The following is a 25,239-nucleotide window of genomic DNA, read 5'->3' as shown; positions in this document are numbered from 1 at the left end:
TGATCCCGGGCCTGTTCACAGCGCGCGTCGGTCAATCAGGCGCAGGGGTTTCTGGCGCTTGTCGATTTCCGTCAGCGCTGCCGTTTCACCCGGCGCAACAGGTTCCACGCCCACATCGATACCCAGTTTCTGCTTCAGCACGCCACGACAGGCTTCCGCCATTTCCACACAGGCAGCCACCGCACCGTGCATCTCCACCAGCACCGTAAGCGTATCGCGCCCCGTATCGTCGCGCTCGGCAATGCAGATGTACTCACCTGTAAAGGCATCGAACGATGCCAGCAGGCCGCCAATACTGTGCGGATATATGTTGATACCGCGCAATTTGACCATGTTATCGGAGCGGCCCAGAAAGCCGCGAATACGCCGGAACGGCAACCGGAACGGGTTCTCCCCGGGTACCTCGGCGGTGATATCGCAGGTATTGAAGCGGATCACCGGGTACAGGTCGTCCTTGTACAGACAGGTGACCACCATGTTGCCATTCTCGCCCGCCATCACTGGCTTGCCTTGTTCCACATCGAGCAGCTCAAGGTAGTGCGCATCTTCCCACACATAGAGGCCATCCTGATCCGGACCCTCGGCCGCAATACAGCCGGTATCCGCCACCCCGTACCAGTCATACAGTTCTGCCCCACCCCAGGCATCGCGCAGCGCCGCCCGGGTTTCCTGGCCCAGGTGACCGATGATCATATCGATGCGGATATCCTCACCCGGGACCAGCCCGCATTCCTCCGCTACCGCGGCCAGTTTCTTGATGTAGTCTGCGAAACCCACCAGCACGTTCACCCCGAAGTCCCGCATCAGCTGCACCTGCTGCGCAGAACGAGTTTCCAGCCCTGTGCCGGCGGAAAGAAACATGGCATTGGTGTAGCGGGTCACGGCCTCACGGATATAGTGGCCGCCATTGATCATGCCGTGGCCATAGGTGGACTGTACTGTAGCGCCCGGTTTTAGCCCCATAAAGCGATAGGCGCGCGCTACCAGCATCGCCTGAATTTCGCGCCCGCGCGGTCCGAACAGAATTGGCTGGGGGCGCCCGGTGGTGCCACTGGTGGTGTGCAGCACCACCGGCGGTCGCTGCTCAGGAGGCGGAATGTCCAGACCACTGAAATCCCCGATCGGCGGGTATTGCTCCACGCTCTGCATGATGTCGGACTTGGAAAACACCGGCAGTTTTTCAATGTCGTCGAGGCTGCGGATGTCACCCGGCTCGATGCCCGCCGCACCCCACAGGCGCTGGTAAAACGGGATCTGCCACGCGCGCGCCACCAGTTTCAGGAAACGCTCTTGCTGCAATGCCCGCAGTGCTTCCCGGGACATGCCGGCATAGGTTTGCAGAAACGCGTCGCCGATCGGGTATTCCCGCAGTGCCTGCTGTGCGTCAAAGCATTCAAAATAGGTGGGGTAGCTCATCGACTCAATGGCTCCTGTCAGGTTCAAGCCAGCTCATGGGCTGCTCCGCTACAGAGCAGGCTGGAGAGATAGGCAACATTATCCAGCGACTCAAGGCTTTCCACCTGCCGGACTATGGCATCGGCTGCAGTGGCCGGAAGCGGGTGACGCGCGGACGCGACACAGCGATGGAATTTCCGTAACTGTTGCTCGCGGGTAAGCGGTCGCTCCGGACTGCCGAGAATTTCCGGCAGCTCCAGGGAGTGCTCCCTGCCATCCTGCAGGAATACACTGACCTGTTGTGGCGCCAAAGCATTGGGGTCATCCACACTGCCAGCAACCATGGTTATGCGCTGCGCGAGCTGCAAACGCGCCGGGTCCTGCAGTGCAGCCGGGTCGAAATCCTCTACACGTACATCGCCGCGCTGTAACAGGGTGGCGGCGACATAACCGATGCAGAGCTTGGCGTATCCCGGCGTCATCTGTGCCTTTGGCGGGCGACCCACGAGGCGCCGAACCAGGGGCGGCGCCTGCACCTCAACCCGGGCAATGTCCTCCGGCGCAAAGCCGTGCACACTGCGCAGCTGCAATAACCCATCCAGGGTGCCGTGTGCCGCGCGGCCGGTGGGAAACGGTTTGTGGCTCACCCTGCTGATCTGCCATTCACGGCCAAGCAGGGCAAATGCGTCGGGTGCATTGCCGGCGGATTCCATAATGGAAAAATAACCAAATTGCCCGGACAGGAAATCGCGCGGGCCGCACAGCCCGTCCGCAACCATATCCACCGCAGTAATGGCGTTGCGCGCATTGAAGGCCACCTGCATCGGCAACACAGCCGCACCCTCCGTATGTGCCTGCATGGTGCCGCCGGTCTGGCTGTAAGCAATCGACATGGCTTCGCGAATGCCGTCTTCGTCGTAACCGCGCAGACGGGCAAGCCCGGCCGCCGCGCCAATGCAGCCCGCGGTTCCCGGGCGGAAGAAACGCATGGGGGTGCTGGCACTCATACCCAGCACCGTGGCAACATCTACGGCCAGTACCACACTCAACAACAGGTCGCGGCCGCTGGCCCTGCGCGCCTCAGCGTCGGCGAATAATGCAGACAGGATGACCGCCATCGGGTGCACCACCGCCGGCTCGTGTACACAATCAAATTCCTGGTTGTGGATCTGGAAGGCGTTTAACATGGCTGCCGCAGGCACCGGCAGCCTTGTGCCATGCCCCCAGGCCGTGGCGCCAGCGTTTTGAGGTGCTGCACCCCAATCCCGCATACGGCGCAGCAGGCGCGGTGCCATCCCCATGCGGGATCCGCTGAGGCCGACCCCGAAAGAATCCAGCACAAAATTCTTGCATGCCTCCACCGCCGCCGTGTCCAGGTCTTCAAACTGGGTACCGGCAACATGCGCTACCAGCCGTGCTTCAAAGTCGCTCATTTACCTGCTCCCAGTGCACGCAGGCTCCGCAGCCAGGGCGCCAGTTGCGCACCGGCCTGTGTCAGGCCGGTAGTGAAATCCATAACCGCATCGATGTCGCGCTCGTGCAGATCTGCAACACACATCAGCGCGCGCGCCTTGGCATTGATGTCTGTTTCACTCATGGGTTGCTCCGGATCCCCCCAGGCATCGCGCACGCGGATTTCGCGCTCGTGACCGGCTTTGTCCAGCACTGCGGCAAAGGCACCGAAGTGTGAAGGGTAGGCGCGATCCATCTGCTCATCGATTGCCACGAAAATTTTTCCACGCATCGCAACCACATCGGTGCGGTGCAGGTACTCACCCTCGAAATGCCGGATTTCCGGGCGACCAAACAACAGACTGACGGCGGCACAGTGTTGTAGGCTGAAGCGCGCCTCTGCCGCATTCCGCGGCTCAGGCTTGTCGCAGAACAGTAGCGCATCGCGGTAAGTGCGAATGCGTACCGACTCGACAGCGCTCGGGTCCAGGTCACCCAGCGCACGCACGGCATCAATGGCGGCATGCGCGTGGCGGCAGGCTGGCCAGGGCTTGAAACTGCACTGGAATATCTGCCAACTATCGCCGGCGTTATCGACCACAGCCAGTGGTTGCGCCATCGGCGAGGTCGCCGCAAAGAAACCCTGACTGCCTTCGAGCAGGCTGGCCGGACCACGCACGTCGGCCTGTGCCAGCAACGCTGCCAGTACACCGCTGTGTGCCGCGCCGGCGTTGTGCAGTTGCTTCGTGTCCACCGCCTCGTGCCGCAATTGCCACAAACCGCCAGTGCGACTGCCGGCGTTGGCCAGTGCGGATACGAATGCATTGCGGTCCAGACCGAGCAGGTGCGCAGTCGCTGCTGCGGCACCGAAGCCGCCACAGGTGGAGGTGTTGTGATAGAGCGCGTAGTGATCCGGGCCCAGTGCGCGACCAATACGGATCATGGCTTCATAGCCGATTACGATCGCGTCGAGCAGCGCAACGGGCGTCGCACCCACCAGCTCTGCTACCGTTACCGCAGCGGGCACCACCACCGGGCCGGGATGCAGGATAGAAGTGCGGTGCAGGTCATCCATCTCCGCGACATTGCCGAGCGCAGCATTGAGGAGCAGCGCATCCTGCCAACTGCGATCCGGTTCACCCATGCTCCAGCTGCTGCCACTGCTGCCCCAGATACTCAGGTATTGGCGTAATTTATCCGCAACCTCGCTGCGACTGCCGTACGCCACGCAACCAAGCCAGTCCAGCAGGTGCAGGCGCGCACGCGCGCGAGCCGCATCGTCGATATCCCGCTCCAGCAGCACGACCAGCTGCTGTAGCAATGTTTGGGATAACTGAATGGCAGGCTGATTCATGATTCCGTACTTTTCATTTTTTCCACGTCTTGAGAACCTTCACTCGCATTACTTTTCAATGGAGAGAACGCCCAGCCAAACCGGGCGCGCCGCGCGCCCTCAAAACGGACGATTTCAGCATCGCTTTGCAGGGTCAGGGATATCGGGTCCAGGCCATGCAACAGCATGTGGCGCGAGGCGGAATCCATCTCAAACGGTTTGCAAAAAGTACCGCAGCGTACTTCGCCGCGCTCCAGGTCAATGGCAACCGGGTTGGCCTGAGGATCACTTTCCACCAGCTGTGCCAGCGCTTCCACATCCGCGTCCGGCAGGCATACCGGTAACACGCCATTGCGAACACAATTGGTATAGAAAATTGCGCCGTAGCCGCTGGCAATAATTGCGCGAATGCCAAATTCAGCCAGCGCCCAGACAGCGTGCTCACGCGAGGAACCGCAGCCAAAATTATCGCCTCCCAGGAGAATGCTGGCTGCCGAATACTCAGGCCGGTTCAATACGAATTCCGGGTTCGGTTCGCGCCCCCCGGGGAGGGTATAGCGCCAGCCGGCAAACAGTCCTTCGCCCAGGCCATGCCTCGACACGCGCTTCATTTCCCGTGACGGAATGATTGCATCCGTATCGATATTGCGCCGCCGCAGCGGTGCAGCCACGCCCGAGTGCCGGGTAAACGCTTTCACTGAACCGGCTCCCCCATATCTGCCAGCGCCGCGGCGCTGGTGATAAACCCGGCCACCGCCGACGCGGCAACGGTTTCGGGGCTCGCCAGATGGGTACGCGTATTGGGCCCCTGGCGCCCTTCAAAATTTCGATTGGTGCTTGAGATCACGCGCTGGTTGGAACCAAAGGTTTCACCCCCGGCATAAAAGCACATGGAACAACCCGCATCGCGCCACTCGAATCCTGCTGCGGTGAATAGTTCGTGCAGCCCTTCCCGTTCTGCCGCGCGCTTGACCCCGCGCGAACCTGGCACCACCACACCGCGCACGCCGGCGGCCAGCCTGCGCCCGCGCAACACGGCGGCCGCCGCGCGCAGGTCACTGATACGGCTATTGGTACAGGAGCCGATAAATGCGGCATCAATGGCGATGGAATCGATTGGCTGGCCCGGCCGCAGGCCCTGGTAATCCAGCGCGCGCTGAGCGGCTGCGCGCCTGCCCGGGTCGGCGATGCAGTCAGGGTCTGGCACCTGCCCGGCGGTCGCGACAGCCTGCTCGGGGCTTGTACCCCAGGTGACTGACGGGGTTATGGTACTGGCATCAATCCGGTATTCGCGGTCGAACTGTGCCGCCGCATCGCTGCGTAGCGTGCGCCAGTATTCAACCGCTGCCTGCCAGTCTTCGCCTTGCGGCGCATGGGGACGACCATGGAAATAGGCCTCGACCTTCTCATCCGGGGCGATCACGGCGCTGATTGCCGAGAATTCCACTGCCATGTTGCACATGGTGAGGCGCGCCTCGACCGGCAACGCGCGTACCGCGGAGCCCGCAAATTCCACCGCGTAACCGGCTGCGCCGTTGGCGCCGATAGTGGCAATCAGGTGCAGGACCATGTCCTTGGCGGTGACGCCGGGAGACAGGGCCCCTTCAAAACAGACACGCAGGTTCTTCGGTTTTTTTACGCGCAGGGTACTGGTCGCCATCGCATGCTCAGCCTCACTGGAGCCAATTCCCCAGGCCAGTGCGCCAATGCCACCGAGGGTGCAGGTATGGCTGTCCGGGCAGACCAGGCTCAGGCCCGGCAGTGCCAGCCCAAGCTCAGGTGAAATAACATGGGCAATACCCTGATCCGGATCGTCCACGTCAAACAGGCGCACCCCGACAGCTGCGGTTTCCTCACGCGTGGCCACAATGAAATCCTTGCCCGAAGGCATCAGGGTCTCATCACCGCGACCGGGAAAGGTATCCACAATATGGTCCATGGTGCAGAACACCTGCTGTGGTGTCCGCACCGGACGCGCGGCTGCGCGCAATCCCTGCAGGGCAATCGCGCCGGTGCGCTCATGCAGGAAGATGCGATCCAGGTATACCAGGGTTTCGCCACTGTCTAACTCGCACACCGCATGATCTCGCCAGAGCTTGTCGAACAGCGTGCTGGCGCCAGTCGTTGCCATATATACTGCCCCCTTGCAGTGCGCCGCCGGAATGACCCATATAACCTTTGACCTGAACATTTGTTATATTATTATAACATTATGACTTTGAAAACAGTGCATCATTACACTAGGCCCCGCCTATGACTTCACCCACTCTGGGACCCTGCACCATCGCTACCCTGGCGAGCGCACAGGCAGCACAGCTGGTGGACGATTACTGCAGCCACCTGCAATGCCAGGTACTGGAGTGCGGGGATGTCAGCGCGGCACTTGCCGCACAGTGGCAATGCGAGGCACTGGCGGGCACGCGTTACTGGGTGCTTGGCAATACCCTCGGCCGGGCATGGCTGCGTGTGATCGAGGACGGCGCAGCACAGGCAGAGAGCCCCTGTTCCCGCACCGGCTGGATGGCAATGGAAATTCTGGTCGAGGAAGTGGACGGGCTGGCGGCGAGCCTCGCGCGTTCACCGTTCGAAATCCTGCGCGCGCCCGCCAACCTGGAATTGAGTGAGCATATACGCGCGACGCAGGTGCAGGGGCCGGGTGGGGAACTGCTCTATCTCACCAGTATCGCCACTGCAGTGCCGCCGTTCGAGCTGCCCCGCGCACAGTGCGCCGTGGACCACCTGTTTATTCCCGTACTGGCCAGCAGCAATCGGGATAGTGCGCTGCGCTACTATGAAAAACTGGCCAACCATCAGGGCATCAGTTTTGAAACCCGGGTTACGGTCATTAACCAGCTGCGCGGCTACGACCTGCAGCAACGTCATCCACTGGCTACGCTGCAACTCGCACAAAATACGCTGATCGAGATAGACCAGCTCAGTGACCTGGACGCCGCCGCCAGCGAATATGGCAGCACGCCCGACAGCCTCGGCGGCGGTATCGCCATGATCACATTCGAGGTGGATCAGCTGCCGGAAGGCGCTGACCATTACCGGCACGACTGCGCGCCCTATCACGGCCGCCCCAGCTGTATGATCTCGGGGCCCGATGGCGAGCGTATCGAACTGGTGCAACGCGACAACATTTCTTGAGGACGGACGCAGCGCTATGCCCAACAGAACCATCCGCGGACAGATCCGTTACACCAGCCGCAAGCCGGAACGCCTCGGTGAGGAACGCGGGCGCGAGTACTTCACCATTACCCAGCAGCCGGACGGTACCGATATCCTGCAGGCGCACTGTGAAATCGACGATGCACCAAATATCTCCCGCGATGTGATGCAGGCGCTGCGCCACAGCGATTCCGCGCCGCTGGACTGCTCCGTACGCATCACTGTGGGTGACAAATTCGAGGGCACCGGCTGGTTCCGGTTCCATGAAACCTTCGCCGAGTGCGAGACCTATAACCAGCGCGACGGGCGCCTCAACCAGAGGATCGAGCTGGAGGCACCGGTACAGTGGATGCAGTGCCATCCGATTGCGGGCGACAGCCTGCTGATGCGGCTCTACGACCTGTCCAGGGGGCCAGGCAAACAACACTTCCCGCACATGATGCTGTCCTCCCCGGACCATCGCGGCGCAACCGGGCCCATGCTGTTTCGCATCGGCTTCTCCCTGGTCTATGTTGGCGACACCAACATCACCGTCGAGGCCGGCACCTTCAGGGCTCGCCATTTCCAGGTCACCGATACCGCGGAGGGATTACCGGAAGAACACCCGCCCTACAATGTCTGGTGCACTGCGGATGATGACTACCTGCTGTTGCGCGCAGAGGCCGAAGGCTATATGCAGACGCGCTACGAGCTGACCGAGCTGCATTACCTGGAGTGATGCGCCTGCCCGGCGTCGCGCAAATCACAATTTGACAAACATCAATGCGCGCCCCCGCCTGCCGCCTAGCATCGAGGGGTTAAACCCTCTTTCCGGGAACCAAAATAATGAAAATCATGATTCTGGGTATGGGCCATGTTGGCAGGGCACTCGGCAGTATCCTGCGCGCCAGCGGCCACAAGGTGGTCGGCACCACCACTTCCCCCGACAAGGTCGAGGCACTGCAGGAATTCGCCGACGAGGTCGCGGTACTGAAGGGCGAAGAGTCCGATAAGGTCGCTGCCGCAGCGCGCGGCTGTGATGTGATCGTGGTGACCGTGGCACCCAACGTCAAGAACACCCGCACGCCGGAAGAGCGCCACGCGCATTACCGCGCAACGCTGGTGGAGTCCTGCGCGAGTGCTGCACGCTGTTGCAGCCGGCCGATTTTCCTGTCCTCATTCTCTGTTTACGGTGACGGCGGCATAGGCAGCGATGCCATTACCGAAGACACCCCGACGAGCAATCACGAAGAACCCTCCTCGCTTTATTACCAGCAGGCGGAGCAGGAAATTCTTTCGCAAACCAATGGCTGCGTACTGCGCTTCCCGGACATGTATGGCGCCCCCGGTGACCTGAGCTTCCCGGAACGGGTCAAGCTGGCACACTCGTATTTTGGCGGCAAGGCGCTGTTCGGTGCGGACGCGCTGCTTTATGCCATCCACTTCGAAGACGTGGTCAACGCGGTGGAACACACCATCGACAAGGGTTTAACCGGCGTGTTCAACGTCTGTGACAACGAGCGAATTCCCGCGACCAACGCACAGGTATTCGATGCCATCTGTGCAGCGGAGGGACTGGAAAAACTGGACTTTCTCAACCAGATCAAGGCGCCGAATCGCAAGATTTCTGCCGAAAAAATCTATAGCAGCGGATACCGCGTACAGCATAACGACCCCAATGCAGCCTACCTGGCACAGGGCCAGCCCGCCTGAGCGCGGATCGCGCAATTCGTAGGAGAACGCACACAATGCATGCCGATACCAAGACCATTGACCAGTTCCTGGCAGAGAATCCCGATGTCGACGTGAGCAAGGCCTGGGAGCGCTGCTGGGGCATCCTCAGCGATATAAAGAGCCGCATTGCCAATGAGTTCCAGGGGCTGCAGCTGGAACCGGCCTGCGCGGACCGGAAATACTACACTTCCCCCAACGCGGAATTCGAAGGTTCCTTCCAGGCCTGGAGCGGCGGCGACTGCGAATGGCTGGTGCATTCGTGGCTGGGCAATCGCAAGGCCAGCATCCTGGACATGAATGCCACCGCCTATCTGGGACAGGACACGGACGTGCCGCACTTCGTGATGGTATTCGGCACCATTCCCAAGCTATTTTTCTATTTCGATTTCATGCCGCGCCGCAACCTGCTGCTGGATAGTGCCTACCTGGATAAATACTACGCGCCCATCAACGATGAATACCTGGCGTTACGCGGACACACCAACTTCCAGTGGTCTGTCAGCCACGGCCCGTACATGCGCGCGCTGGTGAACCCGTCCACGCAGAGCCTGATGGCCGACCTGAACGATTCGAATATCGATATCCTGGAGGAATATGCACAGCGCATGCTGAGCCACTGGCTTGGCTGGTATCGCAATGCGGAAAGGCTGCCGGAATCAGAGCGCGATGCGCTGCGCCATAATGACCATATACTCAGGCGCCTGTGCTATGAGCGCGACCCGATGAACAAACTGGCAGAGCAGGTATTCGGCAAGCATGACCTAGCGCGCATGCTGGACCTGCGCATGGGGGCCATGCAGATGGCGCGGGCAGTGCCCGCCTGATCCGGTTTTAGGTGCTGCTTAATCCTGTTTGGGCAGCGCCGTTGCCTGGCCCAGCAGCAGGCGCTGCAGGTATTCCGGCGCAATCAAATGGCAGTAGTGGGTGCCCATGAAGCTACGGGGTACCGGCATAAAGCGCCGATACTCCACATGCAGGCTCTTGCTGCCGAGTAGCAGGCGTTCACCGTCTGCCACCGCGGCCTGATAAGGGAAGGGTCGCAACCACAGCGGACCAATGTAGGTACTGTCTTCTTCCACCACCACGATGCTGTCGCGCGCGCGCAGCTGGCCCGCATACTGCCCTTCGAGCTTTTCGTACATGCCCTGCACCATCAGCTCGGTCCATTCACGGCAGGTGCGATCATCGTCGGCCACCTTCACACCCGGCTGGTCGGCGTAGGCGGTCCGCACCCGCTCTGCAGTTTTCATCTTGCAGGATACCGTCACCGGGTAATCGGACGCAGTGCCGTCGGCATGCTGATAGCCAACATATTGCTGGCTGTCGAGCGGGCGCGCACCGGCCTTGGACTCCTTGAACGTGGACTCGTAAGTGTCCGGTGCGAACAACGTGGTCTTCACGTCCAGGTCCGTGCCCACGATAAAGCGCTGTACCTCTGCGCAGAAACTGGCATCGCTTTGCAGTGGCACAGCCTCGGCCTGAACTGCGGAAGTGAGTAGCAGCGCCCCGGTCATACCCAGGACCCAACCTGACAGTCGTGATTTCATAGTTTGCACCCGCAGATCTTTACCGGTAAAACCCTAACTTACGGATTTCGCCCGTGTGGGAATTGACTATTGTCAAGCGCCGCCAGTATTGGTGTACCTACACTCGCACAGCATGCCCCGCTGAATCGGCCGATACCGGTAGAGGAGAGACCCAGTGCAGATGACCCGTGCCCTGTTTGAGGCCTTTGCCGTCGACGAGCTTGAGCCGCCCTATAATACCGCGATCGCCAAGATCCACTACCCGGCGCAGTATTCTGGCTCATTCGCGGAGCGCAACACTGGCGCGCTGCCGGCGGACGATGCGCAGGCTCCTTTCCCGGTGGTTATTTTCCTGCCCGGCATCAATATCGACCCGTTTGTATACGGCTGGCTCGCGCAGAGGCTGGCTCGCGCGGGTATCATCACAGTGACCTACCAGATGGTGACCGAGGAAATGCCGGGCTACCTCGGTGTTACCCCGGGCATCTCACTGGACGCACTGCGGCCGGACTCCTTCGGCCAGAAACCCTCTGCCATCGCACTGGCACCACTCATGGATATGCTGCGGCGCCTCAACGAAACCCATGCGCTTCTGGCGGGCAAGCTGGACCTGGATCATATTGCGCTCGGCGGCCATTCCGCCGGCGGCACCATCGCGCTGATCAATGCCAACCGGGATTGGTTACCGGGTCTCTGCGCCGTGTTCAGCTACGGCGCACATACCGGTGCCTCAACCCTGCTCGGCTGGCCGGAGGAGACACTCCTGCCCGTAAACGCGGGCATTCCGGTATTATTGGCCGGTGGTGACCAGGATGGCTGCATTGCCGAAAGCGCACACCGCTACGGCTCAGACGCGAACAGCTCGACCCTGCGCATAGAGCAGACCTTCGATCGATCCGTTGCGGACAACAATGGAGACAACCTGCTGGTGCTGTTGCAGCAGGCCAACCATTTCGCCATGTGCTTTCCGGAAGATGGCAGCAGCGGCCGGGGCTATCTGGAGAAGGAGGAAAATGCGGAGGGAGTACGCGAACTGCTGGGCCAAATCATCACCCACTTCCTCGGCATTCATCTGTTAGCAGAAAACGATGGCCATCGCGAACAGCTGCAGCAGCTGTTGCAAAACAGCAGCCCCGCGCGGCTGGGCTGGCGCAGCAGATAGAAATCCGGTAACACCGCTTATTGCAGGTCCGCTAGCATGGTGGCCTGTTCGATTCGCTGCGTAATCGCTTCACCAAACAACATAACCACCTTGTCCCGGTCCGGGTCTGCATCGATAATCGCCTGCATGATGCCCGCACGCCGCGCAATTTTCTGTGTGGCTTCTTCTTCGGATAGATCCATTGCCATCCGGCATAAGGCCAGCCAGTCTTCCAGGTACGCCTCCGCGTAACCTGAAAATTTTTCCAGGTTGTCCGGGGCGATACCATAGGCCAGCAACAGATAGGGCGAACACGCAGCGCGCATATGCATCAGGCGGGATGTTTCGATGTGCAGGCAATCGTCTTCGAACCTTGCGCGCTGGTAGGCAACGTGCGCGCGCTGGTAATGCTGATGGAAATAATCCAGGTTCATGGATACATCAAGATCCGGATAAAGGTCTACCGACAACTGGCTGCCCTTGGCATTGAGCATGCCCTCGAAGCTGAAACGCGGGATATTAAACTGCGGCTTCGGGATGATATGGATATTGAAATACCGCATGCCGGGCATCATGCCGATGGAAAGGAAAGCGGCCTTTTCGATCAGGCCACGAGTGTCATTCCGGTAAACACGAACACTGCCACAATCGTGGCCCATCACATTGGTGAGACTTGCCACATCCGAAAAGTCTTCGCCGGGTTGTAACCCCAGCGCCGATACGATCTTTTCTTCAAAGCCGCACCCGAAATTATTGATTGCGGATTGAATATCGACGAGCTCTTGCGTTTCCATAGTCTGATCCTGTCCAGGAGTAGATGCTTGCGCCGCTTTCAGGTGTGTTAATAGGAAATCTGGTACTGGCGACCACAACTGTTGGGGCTTCTCAAAACATTCAGCATCGCCTGCGCCGCATCGAGCGTGGAAATTTTCCAGCGCAGTCGCTTTTTCGGTGGATCGCCCTCCCACATTTCATAGAACCTGCTCTGGTCACTAGGCAACAATTGTGGCGGCCGCAGGATTGTCCAGTCTAGGCCGGAAGTCTTCACCAGTCGTTCCTGTAATTCCTTGTCCCTCAACACATAAGGCAGGATAAAGCGGCTCACCAGCGCTACGATAAAATTGCCCTGCCCGCGGCTGTCGCCCACCCCCAGGGAGGACATCAACACCAGTCGGCGCACGCCGCGATCCTGCATGGCAGAGAGAATATTTCTGGTACCGTCCGCCAGTGGCGTGCTATCGGTTTTATGGAATATCCCGAGCGTCGACAGCACCGCATCGGGTACCGGATCCAGCGCGGCGAGAATGCTGGCTGCATCGTTGATATCCAACGCACACTTGCACAGCCTCGGATGGTTTCCGGGAATGGACTCGGTTTTTCTTGCACAGGCCGTCACGCGGTATCCGGCGTCCAGTGCAAGCCTGACCAACTGTTGCCCGGTTCGGCCGGAAGCGCCCAGTACCAGCAGGTGCCCGGATGCAAGGGTTGTATCCATACCAGGCTCCAAAAAGAAGAAACCGGCACCTGTGCGTGATTACGCTGCACAGGTACCGGCTCAGTGGTGGGGGATTTTAGAAATCGTAGCTGATGGTCGCGCCGTACGAAGGGCCGATGCCAGTTGATACGATCATCTTGCTGAACTGGCTCAGGACGAATACACCACCGACATATTCTTCGTCGAGGATGTTCTTGCCCCACAGGTTGATACGCCAGTGCTCCGCGGAGGTCAGCATCATATTGGCATTGGTAATCACGCGATCACCGGTGTTGGCCAGGTTCAGCGGCGTTACATACTGCTCGGACTGATAATTGCTATCCAGGCGTGCTGTCAGGGTCCAGTCGCCCGCCAGCTGCGTGCGGTAGTTGATACCCACGCTGCCCTGCCACTCGGAAGTACGGGCCATCTGGTTGCCGCCCACGTCCGCGTTACCACAGTCGCTGGTCACCATCGGCGGCGCCATGATCGGCGCATTACACTGGTAGTTGATGAACAGGCTGCCCTCCTCGTAGGTTACGCCGTCGTCATACTCCGGGTTTGCCCACGCGATGGCGAAATCAGTGCTCCAGTTGTCACCGATCAACAGGCGACCATCCACTTCGAATCCGAGGGACTCGGCATCGCCGATGTTCTCGACGATCAGGGTATCGCCAACGCCACCAGAGTGCGGCGCACGTGAGCCCTGCACATCATCCCAGTCGATCAGGTAAAGCGCTGCATTCAATTGCAGGCTACCGTCCATCAGGGTGTTTTTGCTACCCACTTCGTAGGTCAGGTTCTGTTCCTCATCATAAGTGAGGTGGCCCACGTCTGAAGTATTGTTGAAGCCACCGGACTTCACACCCTTGGCAATGGACGCATACAGGAACTGATCCTGATTGAGCTTGTATTCCGCAGTAATGCGCGGCGAGAAGTAGGAAAAGTCTTCCTGGTCTTCAGGCGCCACGATTCCGGAAGGCACAAAACCGCCCGGCGCGATACCGAAGCCATCGGTCAGGCGGGAAACGCTCTTGTCTTCCTGGGTGTAACGCGCCTCGGCACGCAGCGTCAGCGCCTTACTCGGGGAGTAAGCCACTTCCGCAAAGACCGCACTCAGCTTGTCATCAAACAGGGTGTGTTTGGCGTGGCTGCCATGCCACAGGGCCAGCATCTGTGCAGTCTGGTCTGATGCGCCCAGCAGCGGTGACGGCACACTGCCATCTGCCGGCAGGCTACAGGCTTCTTCACCGGAAATGCCGTAATCGATACCGGAATTGAACTCCGAACACAGTGGCATGTAGAGCGTCAGCTCGTAACTTTCATCGTCCACGTCACTGTAGTAGATACCCGCGGAGCCTTCCCAGGCACCGCCACTGAACGCCAGGCGCAGTTCATGCGAGGTGCTTTCCAGTTCGGAGATCGGGCGACCACTGAAACTGTTGGTCTGCGCAATCTGTGGTACGGAGATGGTGGTACCGGGCGGCGGGAACGGGATAAACATCTGTTCCATACCCCATAAGGTACTCACACCGGCGAGCGGATCGCGATCGGCGGAGCCGCCGTTGGTTTTGGACTCGCTACTGGTCTGGCCGTACAGGTAATTCACGGTCAGGCTGTCACTGAGCTTGTATTCAAACGACAGGCTCGCCACCTCGGTTTCCGCCACGGCGCCATAAGAGCGCGGGTCGATGGTAATCGAGTTATGCCCCATGTCATCGGGAATACCGGCCTGCGGCGGCGCAAAGTTATCCGGCGCGCTGGTGGGCATGGACGGTACCTCACCACACCACCAGGAATTGGCGGTAATCGGTGCCCCAAACGTGGTCATGCGCGTGACCGCGTTACAGTTCATGTCGCTGTAGGTAGTAAAGCCCCAGGCCACATTGTTCGCGCCGGTCATCACGTAGTAAGGCTGTGGTTCGCGTTCGATGTCGGCCTTGTAATAATCGAGTTTTACGGTGAAGTCTTTGGACGGGGTCAGTTTGAGTGCCGCGGCGATGGTCTGGTCATCCCAGCCACCAACGTTGCCGGAGGTACTTGGGCCCGGCACGCTGGCGTCGGCAAACGGGTGGTCATTGTCTGTGTGGCCGTCGTAGCTGGTCTCGGCAATATTGATTTTGCCGTACAGGACATCCGGGATGATTGGGCCGCTCACGCGTACCTTGATGTCCTCGCGCTCATCGGAGCCGTAGGTGCCGGTGATGCTTGCGTCAAAGATTTCTGTCGGCTCGCTGGTAACGTAGTTGACCGCACCGGCAAATGCATTGCGGCCGTACATGGCACTCTGCGGTCCCTTGACCACTTCCACCCGTTCCATATCCACCAGGCCGAAGTTCATCATGCTCTGGCGCTGCAGATGGATGCCGTTCATAAAGAACGCCACATTCTGGATGCGCGCCGTGGTATAGGTCTGCGCCATACCACGGATTACCGCGTTACCGTTGGTACCGCTGGTGGAGAAGCCTTCATAGGTAAAGCCGGAGGTGGCCGCAGCAATATCTTCCAGGCCGCTGTAGGCACGCTGACGAATCTCTTCGGAAGTTACCGGGGAAATCGCAATGGGTACTTCCTGCAGGTTCTCACTACGACGACGTGCCGTAACCACCAACTCTTCGATTGCCTGGGCAGATTCCCCCTCTGCCTGCGCAATCAGCTCTAAAGGGGAAATTGCCATCGCGATCGCGGCGGCAAGTACTTGTTTCTTGTAGTTATACATCGGCCTGGTCCTCGTAGATGATCGAAAGCGTACCTCTCTCACCCGGCGAAAAGCCTGACCACTGCCTAACGCATCGCCTTGTGACATATAATTCACAACTTATTGACTACACAGTCTCACAACCCAATACTCAACGCAAACGCTAATGGATAAGGCCCATGACTGGTACTTCGAATCTATTCCGGCGCTTACTGCGGAAAAATGACAAATATCAAATTCGCCCGATGCAGGCCCCGGTGGCAAGCCCTGCACTGGATTTCAGTACACCTGCAGACAATCTTTACGCGTTCGGCAAACTCTGGGCCACTTACGCCGACGAGCCAGTGTTCTCCGCGTTTCACGGTCTGATGTATGGGCTGGTAGGGAACACCCGCGCAAAACCGCTGTTTGGCTACTGCGGCTTCGGGCAGTTTCAGGCGCGCCTGCTGGATAACGGCAATGTGCGCCTGCGCGGCAAGGAAACCGGCTACTTCTATGATCCCGCCAGCGGCGACATACTGCGCGACTGGCTCAACCCGTATACGGGCGAACGCGTTGAGGTCTATAACTTTCTCAATGACCGAATACGCGGCGAACTGGGGCCGGTCATGCCGCGCTTCCAGATGGGGGATGGCGAGGACGCGCCCACGCTGATGAATGAAGGCACCGCGATTGTGAACGAAGATGGCAGCGTGCCGTTCATACTGCCGTGGCAGACGTTCGGCGATAACCTGATGCTGGAGTGGGACTACACCCACCGCTACCGCAACCCGGTCACCCCGGAGTTGTGGCCCAAGGCCAGTACCGGGCCCTACATCAACCCGTCCGAGCACTTTACGTTTTCCTCTCCGCTTAAGGAGATCAGCGATCGCGACACGCCATCCGCTTCATTCAGCTGCGGCTTCTCACGTTTATCGCCCTGGTGGCCGTGGATGAAGATGGGACAAAGCGGTATCGATGGCGTGCTGTTCGGGCGCATGAACTCGCACAAGTCCAACCAGGGCCTGGTGGATGTTCCCAGAAAAGTGCTCGACTATACCGAGCGGTATCACCCGGAGTACCTGGAGCCCTGCACGGACTGGGATGACGGCTTCCCGATTGGTACCTGGGAAGCCTATGCGCGGGATGTAGCGCCGGAGGTTAAGCCGGAGCATTCAACCTAGAAGGGCGCGGCCTAGGCGCCCGCTCCTAGACGCCCACAATCCGCGCGCGGAACTTGCGGCCCTTGATCTTGCCATCGGCAAGCTTCTTCAGGGCCTTCTTGGCAACCGCGCGCTCTACCGCGACGAAGGTGGAGAAGTCGAACAGCTGTATCTTGCCAATCTGCGTGCCGTCGATGCCGCCTTCGCCGGTCAGGGCACCGACCACATCGCCGGCGCGCACTTTCTGTTTCTTGCCGCCATCAATCTGCAGCGTGGACACAAGCGGGCGAGTTGGCACAAAACCTCTCGGTAGCTCGGGCAGGTCCTGGAGCGTGATCGACAGCTGCAACAGTTCTTCCAGTCGCTCCAGCTTGTAGATCTCTTTCTTGCTCACCAGTGATAGCGCCACCCCCTTTTGACCGGCACGGCCGGTACGGCCAACCCGGTGCACATGCACTTCAGGATCGCGGGACAGGTGATAGTTCACCACCACCGGCAGCTCTTCGATATCCAGCCCGCGCGCGGCCACGTCGGTAGCGACCAGGATCGTGGCACTGCCATTGGCAAACAGGGCCAGGGTGCGGTCGCGGTCTTTCTGCTCCATATCGCCGTGGAGCGCAAGCGCGGCAAAGCCCGCCTGTTTCAGCGACTGGGCCGCCTCGTCGGTTTCTTTTTTGGTGTTGCAGAACACCAGCGCAGACGCGCCATCATGATTGGCCAGCAACTGGTAAAGCGCACCGGGCCGCGCCTCGTTATTTTCCACCCGGTAGTAATGCTGCTCGATGGTGCTCTTGGTATGCGCTGTCGCGACTTCCACCTTGATCGGGTTGCTCAGCACCCGGGTGGCCAGCGCATCAATGGTTTCCGGATAGGTAGCGGAAAACAGCAGGGTCTGTCGCTGCCGGGGCAGCGCCGCCAGAATCTGGTCCAGCACCGCCTGGAAGCCCATATCGAGCATGCGGTCTGCTTCATCCAGCACCAGCGTGTCCACACTGCTGAGGTCGAGATTGCCCTTGCGCAGGTGGTCCTCGATACGGCCGGGCGTCCCCACCACGATATGTGCGCCATGCCTGAGCGAGCCGATCTGCGGCCCGAACGGCATGCCACCGCAAAGCGTCAGGATCTTGATGTTGTGAATGGCGCGCGCCAACTTGCGCAGCTCCCGCGCCACCTGATCGGCCAGCTCCCGGGTAGGGCACAACACCAGCGCCTGCACCCGGAACTGCTCGACGCGCAGCTTATGCAGGAGGCCGAGGCCGAAGGCCACCGTCTTGCCGGAGCCGGTCTTGGCCTGGCCGATGACATCCCTGCCTTCCACCATCGCCGGCAGCGCCGCCGCCTGGATTTCTGTGAGACGTTTATAGCCGAGGTCCGCCAGGTTGCGCAGCAGCGGCTCCTTCAGCGGCAGCGACTGGAAATCGCGCGGGTGCCCGCCTTCAAGGGCAGAGTCAGGAGAGTCGGGTGCGGTCAAGACAGTGACTCCTCACTTACGGTTTGCCAGAGCGTAGTCGATGGCCGCACACACCGCGGCAACCTGCGCGGCGTTGCACTGTTCCGACGTGGCCCTCGCACTGTCGGGGTAGACCTCCGTGGTGGTCTTGTACGGCGCACTGGTGATGCCGGCGCACAGGCCAAGCTTTTTGAGCGGGTACTGGATGACGCCTCGCGCGACCACCGGTGAGCCAATGATCTCGCCATTCTCATCCGCCGGCGCAATATGGGTGACCCGCTCCACCGCCTCAATCACCGCCTGCTGGAATGCCGGCTGCGGGCTTTCGCTGTCATCCACCAGATAGAAGCCATCCGGGATGCCGCCGGGTGTAAACGGCTTGCCATCTCGGGCAGCCAGCGCCGGGCGGAACTCGGTTTCGTCGGTATCGGTGGTCTCGTGCAGGTCGATATGCAGCAGTGCGCGATCGCGAACCGGCGCCACCAGCCGCATGAGTGCAGCTGACTCCTCTGCCGGGCTGTCTGCATAGAAAGAGCGGTTGGGGTCTATCGCGTTTGGGTTCCAGCGGTTGATGCATTCGTAGGCCCAGGGGCTGACACAGGGGGCCACCAGCAGATTGACGCGACTCGCATATTTCTCTGCGTGCTGGTCCACAAACTGCAGCGCGCCATGCACACCGCTGGTCTCGTAACCATGCACGCCACCCGTGACCAGCACGACCGGAAGCGCTTCGCGCCAATCCCGGTTGCGGATCGCCATCAGCGGGTAGCTGCCAGCGTCACTCTCAATCTGGTCATAGGCCAGCCGCCCGTACTCCTCCACATCGAAGCGCGGCCTCAGACGTTCGATCACGCTCAGCACCTCCTGCTCGTAACTGCGATGATGAATCTGCCGCGACAGCCACTCAGCGCGTTCTGCGTCGCCCCAGGGCGTACCCGGGGTACCGATTGGATAGGGTTCTGCGGGCGCCTTGGCCATTTTGCGTACTCTCCTGTAATTACCGATGCTGGCGGCCATTCTACATGCGAAAGGAGCTACTGCGCTGCATCCTGACGTGCAGCCCCTAGCAGGCATTGCCCTGCCGCTCTGCCCTCTGTGCAGGCAAAAACCACCCTCTGCCGTCAACTACTATCTTGTATCGGGCAACGGAAACCAAACAGCCAGGGCCGATCTGGCGCCATATTACTGCCCCGTTATTTGCAGAAGCAGGAAGCCGATGGGAAAGAAACTCGATACCGCATTAGAGGGCATGCGCGTCATCAAGCGCTGGATGGTGTTCATTGTCCTGCTGATTCTGGTGATAGTGGTGGCAGCGTCGATCATTGAATTGACGATCATTCTCTACCGTGACCTCACCAACAATCCGGACAATTCCATCTTTCTGGACAGTGGCGAACTGCTGCGTATTTTCGGGTTCGCATTCATGGTGATCATTGGCTTCGAGCTGATCGAAGCCATCGAGGTTTACTTCCGGGAAAATATCATTCACGCCGAGGTGGTGATACTGATCGCGGTTATCGCGATGTCCAGAAAGGTGATACTGCTGGATCTATCTGAATATGATCCTGTCGCCGTGATTGGCCTTAGCATGATTTTGCTCGCACTGGGCGGAAGCTATTTCGCCATAAAGAAAGCACAAAACCTGAGCTAGGGGCAGGCGCTGTGTAGCGGGCTCGGGGTATCCAGCCATTCAAAGACTATATAGCTATTCTCCCAAGGCGTGCTTCTCCATCGCCGCCGCCAGCTCTACCGCGCCGGTGGCTCTGAGGTTTTTTACCGCACCGGCGATATCCTCTTGCACCCGGTTCTGGCCGAGCTTGAACTTGCACTGGATCTCTTCAATCTCCAGCTCGATACCGATAATGGCCTTGAGCATTACCTCGTTATAAGCGGGCCTCCACGGCTCGGCCTGGTCCCGCTCATAATTCCGGGTGAGTGCCTCCACCACTCCCATTAATTTTTCCCGATCATCAAACACCCGGGCGCGCGCATAGATATGCACCGCTTGGTAATTCCAGGTAGGCACACCGGGGTTTTCATACCAGCTTGGCGAAATGTATCCGTGCGGTCCCGTCAGGGTGACAAGCACTTCCTGGCCATCGAGCTGCAGGTGTTGCGGGTTCGCCCTGGCCAGGTGCCCAATCAGGTACTTCCTGTCCTCTGACAGGAGCACCGGCAAGTGCGTGGAAAACAATCTGCCGTTTACATTGGAGAAGAGCTGGCCAAAAGCGTTGCTTTGGATGAAGTCGAAGATTTCGGCTTCGTCTTTGATGTGGAAATTTCCGGGGATATACACAGATTGTTCGTTCCCTATTGAGTCTGTTCGCGTATCTGCCAGCGCAGAGAAACCAAGCTTACATCCGCGGCAGCCACATGCCCATGGTCGCAGCAAAGATGCCAATCGCCATGAAGACAGTGAGCGGCAACAAGGTGCCGATGAACGCCAGCTGCGCACCGCTACCGGTCTCGCGCTTCTGACAGTGGAAATACCACTCCAGCATGAGCAGCGGCAGCAGGTACTGGCCAAAACCCAGCGCATACAGGAACGGGCCGGTAAAGCTTTCCCAATCAATACCCACGCCACCGGTGAGCATCGCCCAACCCATCAATGCCACGCGGAAGAACCACACCGCACTGCCAGCCATAAACAGGCGCAGGGCCCAGCGCCGGTGCTCGCCGAGGCGGCGGCCCATCGCGGTGCGCACAGCCAGGAAGGCAAATACCAGAATCAGTACGCCGTCGATGGTGATGGTGATTTGGGACACCAGGTTACCAATGCTGTGCCGGGTCCAGGTCATATAGAGCCCGCCAATACTGCTGATCACAGCCGCCAGCAGGTAGCTGCGGCCCAGTATGCGGTGGAAGCGCGGTGCGCGCTGGCGCACGACAGGGATCAGCTGCAGGGGTCCGCCGCCAATCACAATTGCGGCCAGCAGCACATGGCTCACCGCGGCCAGGTTGCCCAGCGTATCGCCCTCGCGAAAACCAGCGGGCAGGTGCATGCCCTTGAGGCCGTAAAACCCGGACTCGGCAATGGGCGGGTAGAACACGGCCAGTATGTAGAAAAAGAAGATGGCATGGCCGAGCGCCGCGATGCTGAACCAGGTCTTTACGGAAAGGTCGACGGCCCGGCGCGTGTCGATCGGGCGGGACTGTTTTTGGGGGAGCGTCTGGTAAATTACGGCGTCATTCATGGTGTTTCCCTTTTCAGCGGGCTTTTTTCCCGTGGGCTGAGACTCAATGTATCTGCCGGGCATGGTCCGCCTTTTCCGCCTGCGGCACATCCGCCACAAGCCTGAATCTGGCCTCCCCCAAAAGGTGGAGATGTGCCGCTGCTGCCTCCGCCGCAAGTCTCATGACAGCTGCGCGGGGCTGGTTTAGCATGCCTACATGAAATCCCCGCCCCCCAATACATCTCAGGTGCCCGGGCTGCCGGGCTGGCTGCCGTTCCGCGGACCGTTCGAGCGCTGGCCGCACCTCACCGACCTGCTCATCGCCATCCTGATGTTTTTGCTGACGCTGCTGATGTGGTCAGGCAGGGATGCGCGCGAGGTACTGGCCCTGCAAAGCCTGTGGGATGTGGCCGCGTTCCAGTGCGCCTTTATTGGCTGTTTTGCCCTGCTCTGGCGCCGCAGCCACCCCTGGCAGGTACACGCGGTGGTGCTCGGCGCCACCCTGATGCTGGAGCTGGGTTTGCCGGCGAATGGCATCGTGGCCCTGGCAGTATCGCTATATAGCCTTGGCCGCTACGAGGCCAATACCCGCGCCAGCTTTATCGGGGTGCTGGCGGCACTGGTTTTTGCCGTGTTTGATCAGCGCGTCCTGCTGCAGCCCACGGCCGCGGGTACCGTGGTGATCATGCTGACCTGGGCCCTGTGGTATATCGGCCGCCGCCTGCGCTTTCGCGGTGAGTATCTGCGCCTGCTGGAAGAGAGAACGGAATATCTGGAGCGCGAGCGCAATGCCGAGGCGGAAAGGGCCGTGGCCGCAGAGCGCACCCGCATCGCACGCGAGATGCACGACGTGGTGGCGCACCAGGTGAGCCTGATGACAGTGCAAGCTGGCGCCGCCAGGGCGATCAGCCGCAACAACCCGGAGGCCGCCAGCGAGGCCATGGAGGCAGTGGAGGCCGCGGGCCGCCAAGCCATGACGGAGATGCGCCACCTGCTCGGCGTACTGCGCCCCGCCAGCGATACGGCCGCACTGACCCCGCAACCGGATCTCAATGACCTGCCCGCGCTGATCGAGCAGGTCCGGCAGGTGCTGCCCAAGGTCGATTTTGCTAGCCACGGCGAATTCGGGCAGGTGCCAACCCGGGTCGGCCTGGCCGCCTACCGGATCGTGCAGGAGTCACTGACCAACGTCATCAAACACGTCGGTGCCGATGCGAGCGTGCAGGTACGCGTAAGCGCAGAGCCCGGTTATCTTGAAATATGCGTGCGCGATGATGGACGGGTTTCCGGTAAACAGTCCGCCCGTGTTGCATCAGTAGAAGAAAAGACTGGTGCTGCGCAACCCGGCGGCCATGGCATTGCAGGCATGCGTGAACGCGCTGAACTGCTCGGCGGCCACCTGCGTGCCGGGACACGCGATGACGGTGGCTTTGAAGTGTATGCACAGCTGCCCACAACTGATGGAAGAATATAATGTTGCGAGTGATGGTGGTAGATGACCAGGCGCTGGTGCGACGCGGTTTTGCGCTGGTGCTGAACAACGAGCCCGACATTGAAGTAGTGGCGGAAGCCGGCACCGGCATCGAGGCCATCGAGGCCGCGCGCGAACATCAACCGGACATCATCCTGATGGATATCCGCATGCCGGAAATGGACGGACTGGAAGCCACCGCGCGCATACTGCAAACGGCGGAAAGCGGGGGAGCAGACGGCACTCCCTGCCGGGTCATTATCCTCACCACCTTCGATCCCGACGAATATGTATTTCGGGCTCTGCAGGCGGGCGCCAGCGGCTTCGTACTCAAGGATATCCCGCCGGAAGCGCTGGTGGAGGCGGTGCGCACGGTTGCCGATGGCGGCGCCATGCTCGCGCCCGGCATCACCCAACGCCTGATCAGCCAGTTCGCACAAAAGATGGGAACCGGGCGCAACCTGGCCGAACGCCTGGAGCGTTTAACCACACGCGAGCGCGAAGTGCTGGAGGCCATAGCCGCCGGCAAGAGCAATGCCGAGATCGCCGAAGCGCTGTTTATTGGCCCGGCCACAGTCAAGACCCATGTTTCCAGCCTGCTGTCCAAACTGGGGCTGCGCGATCGTGCCCAGGCGGTAGTATTTGCCTACGAATGCGGCCTCGCCGCCGTGGGGGAGCGCGATGTCGGTTTCTAGCTGGCTACAGAATCCACAGCGCAACGCACTGTATAACCTGGCCGCCGTCGGCGCCGTGCTCCTCGGCTTGCTGCTTATCCTCGGCGCGCGCGGGCATTTTGTTGCGGTGTGGGCGCAGCTCACTGACGAGGACACAGATTCTCTACGGCGCGTACTGCTGATACTGCCCGGCGCGATGCTCGCCGGCACCGCCGCGCTGAACCTCCTGCTCTGTAAACCACTATGGCAAGCGCGGCGCTACGCGCTTAATCTCACCCTGGCAGGCAACCTGCTCGCCACGGCTTATTTGATCTACCTTATGATACGCGGTGTTCCGGGCCATCCGATTGGGGTCTTCCTGGCGCTGGAAATGTCCTATGTGATTTTCTTGGCAGGGATACGGGCGGGGCTGGTGTGGCCGGCGGATGAAGAGCCAACCGGCGCTAACATAAAATAGTGTCCCTGTGGCGCCACTTTAGACGCGCTGGCGGGAACTGTAAAATATCCTATTGGGTAGCTATCTCAGATTTTTCGACACTAAATACTTTTGAAAAGCTATAGCTTCTTCCTCCTTCGCTACCGGCAAAAAACCGACCCAGCTTTTAAACTGCCCCCTTCTAGCTCCCTCACTGTACGTGAGCTCTTCCTTCTTTTTGAAGTACTTTCCCACTTCACAATGAAAGGGAAGCATGGCAATCCGCAACTAGTTTATACCTCTGAATACTCGGAAAATGATGGAAAATTCGACTAACTAAATATGGTGCTTTTCCCTGACAATCTTGTAGCCGGGCGTTGAGGAATATTGTTGCTCGGTCCGATTGCGACTTAAAGAAAAGAATGTGAAGCCGAGCTGAGCGGGTGGACAATTGATCATACGAAGAAAATCAACGACACAAAACTAGCAAGTCGATATTTCCGCGAGGGCTATGTCGCTCAGTAACCATTCGACAGCGCGGTCAATAACCTCATCGAAGGGAAGCTTCGTTTTTCCTTTGAGCGAGCATTCCCAAATTATCAAAACCCGCCAGTCGCGCATTGCATACATCTCTTGATTCTTTCTATCTCGTGCACAATTGGCCGCAATTTTCTCCTTCCAGAACTGAGTGTTTGTTTTCGGCAACCGAAATAGGTGGCAGTGATGCCCGTGCCAAAAGCAGCCATTAACAAGAATTATTGCTCTATACCTAGGAAATACTAAGTCAGGTTTTCCGGGCAGCTTGCCGCAATGTAGCCGATATCGGAACCCAAGTGAATGCAACGCTTTTCGAATCATAAGTTCTGGTTTGGTATCTTTTCTGCCTATACCAGCCATCATCTCTGAGCGCTTTCCTTTACTCACAGTGTCGGTCATTTAGGGTGAACCTCAATTTGGGCCTGGCCCAGCGATAGAAACTTGGTATTCTTACAATCTACTATGAAAGATAGC

24 protein-coding genes are annotated in these 25,239 nt (G+C 59.6%); 10 read left to right on the top strand and 14 right to left on the bottom strand.

Features of this window, described 5'->3' with window-relative positions:
* Positions 1 to 15: 15 nt before the first annotated feature.
* Genes QSJ80_RS03055 through QSJ80_RS03035 form a run of 5 tightly spaced genes read right to left on the bottom strand, consistent with a single transcriptional unit; the run spans position 16 to position 6,311 of the window.
* On the bottom strand, positions 16 to 1,416 hold the full coding sequence (locus tag QSJ80_RS03055; protein ID WP_285762794.1) for a phenylacetate--CoA ligase family protein: 1,401 nt from the start codon (positions 1,414 to 1,416) through the stop codon (positions 16 to 18).
* Between the two features lie 23 nt (positions 1,417 to 1,439).
* Positions 1,440 to 2,828, bottom strand: coding sequence for an MmgE/PrpD family protein (locus QSJ80_RS03050; protein WP_285762793.1), 1,389 nt, complete (start codon positions 2,826 to 2,828; stop codon positions 1,440 to 1,442).
* Complete coding sequence (locus QSJ80_RS03045) at positions 2,825 to 4,201, bottom strand: MmgE/PrpD family protein (protein ID WP_285762792.1); 1,377 nt, start codon at positions 4,199 to 4,201, stop codon at positions 2,825 to 2,827. Before QSJ80_RS03045 ends, QSJ80_RS03050 begins: the two co-directional genes overlap by 4 nt.
* Positions 4,198 to 4,878 carry a 3-isopropylmalate dehydratase small subunit gene (gene leuD / locus QSJ80_RS03040; protein WP_285762791.1) on the bottom strand — a complete coding sequence of 227 codons (681 nt, stop codon included), beginning with the start codon at positions 4,876 to 4,878 and terminating at the stop codon, positions 4,198 to 4,200. The genes QSJ80_RS03045 and leuD overlap by 4 nt, the downstream gene beginning before the upstream one ends.
* Positions 4,875 to 6,311, bottom strand: coding sequence for a 3-isopropylmalate dehydratase large subunit (locus QSJ80_RS03035; protein ID WP_285762790.1), 1,437 nt, complete (start codon positions 6,309 to 6,311; stop codon positions 4,875 to 4,877). The genes leuD and QSJ80_RS03035 overlap by 4 nt, the downstream gene beginning before the upstream one ends.
* Positions 6,312 to 6,433: 122 nt before the next feature.
* Between QSJ80_RS03035 and QSJ80_RS03030 the strand changes: the two genes are divergently transcribed.
* The 4 genes from QSJ80_RS03030 to QSJ80_RS03015 all read left to right on the top strand — a co-directional run bounded on the left by QSJ80_RS03030 (position 6,434) and on the right by QSJ80_RS03015 (position 9,888).
* A complete protein-coding gene (locus tag QSJ80_RS03030; RefSeq protein ID WP_285762789.1) occupies positions 6,434 to 7,330 on the top strand; it encodes a VOC family protein in 897 nt (298 codons plus the stop codon).
* Between the two features lie 16 nt (positions 7,331 to 7,346).
* Positions 7,347 to 8,069 carry a DUF3108 domain-containing protein gene (locus QSJ80_RS03025; RefSeq protein ID WP_285762788.1) on the top strand — a complete coding sequence of 241 codons (723 nt, stop codon included), beginning with the start codon at positions 7,347 to 7,349 and terminating at the stop codon, positions 8,067 to 8,069.
* A gap of 107 nt (positions 8,070 to 8,176) precedes the next feature.
* The gene (locus QSJ80_RS03020) at positions 8,177 to 9,043 is read left to right on the top strand and encodes an NAD-dependent epimerase/dehydratase family protein (RefSeq protein ID WP_285762787.1); all 867 of its coding nucleotides are present in this window, start codon (positions 8,177 to 8,179) and stop codon (positions 9,041 to 9,043) included.
* 35 nt (positions 9,044 to 9,078) lie between these two features.
* Entirely contained in the window at positions 9,079 to 9,888 is an 810-nt protein-coding gene (locus QSJ80_RS03015; RefSeq protein ID WP_285762786.1) for a hypothetical protein, read from the top strand.
* An 18-nt stretch (positions 9,889 to 9,906) separates the two neighbouring features.
* Here the strand turns inward: QSJ80_RS03015 and QSJ80_RS03010 are convergent, their stop codons facing one another.
* A complete protein-coding gene (locus QSJ80_RS03010; RefSeq protein ID WP_285762785.1) occupies positions 9,907 to 10,611 on the bottom strand; it encodes a hypothetical protein in 705 nt (234 codons plus the stop codon).
* Between the two features lie 154 nt (positions 10,612 to 10,765).
* Here QSJ80_RS03010 and QSJ80_RS03005 point away from each other — a divergent pair, with 154 nt between their 5' ends.
* Complete coding sequence (locus QSJ80_RS03005) at positions 10,766 to 11,752, top strand: alpha/beta hydrolase (protein WP_285762784.1); 987 nt, start codon at positions 10,766 to 10,768, stop codon at positions 11,750 to 11,752.
* Positions 11,753 to 11,769: 17 nt separating this feature from the next.
* Here the strand turns inward: QSJ80_RS03005 and QSJ80_RS03000 are convergent, their stop codons facing one another.
* The 3 genes from QSJ80_RS03000 to QSJ80_RS02990 form a co-directional block, all read right to left on the bottom strand.
* Entirely contained in the window at positions 11,770 to 12,525 is a 756-nt protein-coding gene (locus QSJ80_RS03000; protein ID WP_285762783.1) for a hypothetical protein, read from the bottom strand.
* A gap of 47 nt (positions 12,526 to 12,572) precedes the next feature.
* Entirely contained in the window at positions 12,573 to 13,226 is a 654-nt protein-coding gene (locus tag QSJ80_RS02995) for an NAD(P)-dependent oxidoreductase (RefSeq protein WP_285762782.1), read from the bottom strand.
* Between the two features lie 76 nt (positions 13,227 to 13,302).
* A complete protein-coding gene (locus QSJ80_RS02990) occupies positions 13,303 to 15,924 on the bottom strand; it encodes a TonB-dependent receptor (RefSeq protein ID WP_285762781.1) in 2,622 nt (873 codons plus the stop codon).
* Between the two features lie 236 nt (positions 15,925 to 16,160).
* Between QSJ80_RS02990 and QSJ80_RS02985 the strand changes: the two genes are divergently transcribed.
* Entirely contained in the window at positions 16,161 to 17,066 is a 906-nt protein-coding gene (locus QSJ80_RS02985) for a DUF1838 family protein (RefSeq protein ID WP_285762780.1), read from the top strand.
* 25 nt (positions 17,067 to 17,091) lie between these two features.
* Here the strand turns inward: QSJ80_RS02985 and dbpA are convergent, their stop codons facing one another.
* Positions 17,092 to 18,516: an ATP-dependent RNA helicase DbpA gene (dbpA, locus tag QSJ80_RS02980; RefSeq protein ID WP_285762779.1), complete on the bottom strand. Its 1,425-nt coding sequence runs from the start codon at positions 18,514 to 18,516 to the stop codon at positions 17,092 to 17,094.
* A gap of 12 nt (positions 18,517 to 18,528) precedes the next feature.
* Positions 18,529 to 19,473, bottom strand: a complete 945-nt coding sequence (locus tag QSJ80_RS02975) for a M14 family metallopeptidase (protein ID WP_285762778.1) — start codon at positions 19,471 to 19,473, stop codon at positions 18,529 to 18,531.
* A gap of 238 nt (positions 19,474 to 19,711) precedes the next feature.
* Here QSJ80_RS02975 and QSJ80_RS02970 point away from each other — a divergent pair, with 238 nt between their 5' ends.
* Entirely contained in the window at positions 19,712 to 20,146 is a 435-nt protein-coding gene (locus tag QSJ80_RS02970; RefSeq protein ID WP_285762777.1) for a phosphate-starvation-inducible PsiE family protein, read from the top strand.
* Positions 20,147 to 20,200: 54 nt separating this feature from the next.
* On the opposite strand, the gene QSJ80_RS02965 is transcribed toward QSJ80_RS02970, so the two are convergent.
* Together QSJ80_RS02965 and QSJ80_RS02960 are read right to left on the bottom strand one after the other, a co-directional pair.
* Positions 20,201 to 20,791 carry an FMN-binding negative transcriptional regulator gene (locus QSJ80_RS02965; protein ID WP_285762776.1) on the bottom strand — a complete coding sequence of 197 codons (591 nt, stop codon included), beginning with the start codon at positions 20,789 to 20,791 and terminating at the stop codon, positions 20,201 to 20,203.
* 58 nt (positions 20,792 to 20,849) lie between these two features.
* Positions 20,850 to 21,689 (bottom strand): DUF2306 domain-containing protein, encoded by an 840-nt coding sequence (locus QSJ80_RS02960; protein WP_285762775.1) that lies wholly within the window; start codon positions 21,687 to 21,689, stop codon positions 20,850 to 20,852.
* A 196-nt stretch (positions 21,690 to 21,885) separates the two neighbouring features.
* Between QSJ80_RS02960 and QSJ80_RS02955 the strand changes: the two genes are divergently transcribed.
* Genes QSJ80_RS02955 through QSJ80_RS02945 form a run of 3 tightly spaced genes read left to right on the top strand, consistent with a single transcriptional unit; the run spans position 21,886 to position 24,270 of the window.
* Complete coding sequence (locus QSJ80_RS02955) at positions 21,886 to 23,142, top strand: sensor histidine kinase (protein WP_285762774.1); 1,257 nt, start codon at positions 21,886 to 21,888, stop codon at positions 23,140 to 23,142.
* On the top strand, positions 23,142 to 23,834 hold the full coding sequence (locus QSJ80_RS02950) for a response regulator (protein WP_285762773.1): 693 nt from the start codon (positions 23,142 to 23,144) through the stop codon (positions 23,832 to 23,834). The genes QSJ80_RS02955 and QSJ80_RS02950 overlap by 1 nt, the downstream gene beginning before the upstream one ends.
* Positions 23,821 to 24,270 carry a hypothetical protein gene (locus QSJ80_RS02945; RefSeq protein WP_285762772.1) on the top strand — a complete coding sequence of 150 codons (450 nt, stop codon included), beginning with the start codon at positions 23,821 to 23,823 and terminating at the stop codon, positions 24,268 to 24,270. Before QSJ80_RS02950 ends, QSJ80_RS02945 begins: the two co-directional genes overlap by 14 nt.
* Before the next feature lie 441 nt (positions 24,271 to 24,711).
* Here QSJ80_RS02945 and QSJ80_RS02940 read toward each other — a convergent pair whose 3' ends face one another.
* Entirely contained in the window at positions 24,712 to 25,164 is a 453-nt protein-coding gene (locus QSJ80_RS02940; RefSeq protein ID WP_285762771.1) for a very short patch repair endonuclease, read from the bottom strand.
* Positions 25,165 to 25,239: the final 75 nt, after the last annotated feature.

The sequence above is a fragment of the Biformimicrobium ophioploci genome (genome assembly GCF_030270605.1).
GTDB classification, from domain to species: Bacteria; Pseudomonadota; Gammaproteobacteria; order Pseudomonadales; family Cellvibrionaceae; genus Biformimicrobium; species Biformimicrobium ophioploci.
This window is presented reverse-complemented; position numbering and strand designations above follow the sequence as displayed.

Excerpts from the sequence above, each read along its gene's own strand:
- QSJ80_RS03055 (WP_285762794.1), bottom strand. The coding sequence starts at position 1,416 with ATGAGCTACCCCACCTATTTTGAATGCTTTGACGCACAGCAGGCACTG.
- QSJ80_RS03050 (WP_285762793.1), bottom strand. The coding sequence starts at position 2,828 with ATGAGCGACTTTGAAGCACGGCTGGTAGCGCATGTTGCCGGTACCCAG.
- QSJ80_RS03045 (WP_285762792.1), bottom strand. The coding sequence starts at position 4,201 with ATGAATCAGCCTGCCATTCAGTTATCCCAAACATTGCTACAGCAGCTG.
- QSJ80_RS03035 (WP_285762790.1), bottom strand. The coding sequence starts at position 6,311 with ATGGCAACGACTGGCGCCAGCACGCTGTTCGACAAGCTCTGGCGAGAT.
- QSJ80_RS03030 (WP_285762789.1), top strand. The coding sequence starts at position 6,434 with ATGACTTCACCCACTCTGGGACCCTGCACCATCGCTACCCTGGCGAGC.
- QSJ80_RS03025 (WP_285762788.1), top strand. The coding sequence starts at position 7,347 with ATGCCCAACAGAACCATCCGCGGACAGATCCGTTACACCAGCCGCAAG.
- QSJ80_RS03020 (WP_285762787.1), top strand. The coding sequence starts at position 8,177 with ATGAAAATCATGATTCTGGGTATGGGCCATGTTGGCAGGGCACTCGGC.
- QSJ80_RS03015 (WP_285762786.1), top strand. The coding sequence starts at position 9,079 with ATGCATGCCGATACCAAGACCATTGACCAGTTCCTGGCAGAGAATCCC.
- QSJ80_RS03010 (WP_285762785.1), bottom strand. The coding sequence starts at position 10,611 with ATGAAATCACGACTGTCAGGTTGGGTCCTGGGTATGACCGGGGCGCTG.
- QSJ80_RS03000 (WP_285762783.1), bottom strand. The coding sequence starts at position 12,525 with ATGGAAACGCAAGAGCTCGTCGATATTCAATCCGCAATCAATAATTTC.
- QSJ80_RS02995 (WP_285762782.1), bottom strand. The coding sequence starts at position 13,226 with ATGGATACAACCCTTGCATCCGGGCACCTGCTGGTACTGGGCGCTTCC.
- QSJ80_RS02990 (WP_285762781.1), bottom strand. The coding sequence starts at position 15,924 with ATGTATAACTACAAGAAACAAGTACTTGCCGCCGCGATCGCGATGGCA.
- QSJ80_RS02975 (WP_285762778.1), bottom strand. The coding sequence starts at position 19,473 with ATGGCCAAGGCGCCCGCAGAACCCTATCCAATCGGTACCCCGGGTACG.
- QSJ80_RS02970 (WP_285762777.1), top strand. The coding sequence starts at position 19,712 with ATGGGAAAGAAACTCGATACCGCATTAGAGGGCATGCGCGTCATCAAG.
- QSJ80_RS02960 (WP_285762775.1), bottom strand. The coding sequence starts at position 21,689 with ATGAATGACGCCGTAATTTACCAGACGCTCCCCCAAAAACAGTCCCGC.
- QSJ80_RS02955 (WP_285762774.1), top strand. The coding sequence starts at position 21,886 with ATGAAATCCCCGCCCCCCAATACATCTCAGGTGCCCGGGCTGCCGGGC.
- QSJ80_RS02950 (WP_285762773.1), top strand. The coding sequence starts at position 23,142 with ATGTTGCGAGTGATGGTGGTAGATGACCAGGCGCTGGTGCGACGCGGT.
- QSJ80_RS02945 (WP_285762772.1), top strand. The coding sequence starts at position 23,821 with ATGTCGGTTTCTAGCTGGCTACAGAATCCACAGCGCAACGCACTGTAT.
- QSJ80_RS02940 (WP_285762771.1), bottom strand. The coding sequence starts at position 25,164 with ATGACCGACACTGTGAGTAAAGGAAAGCGCTCAGAGATGATGGCTGGT.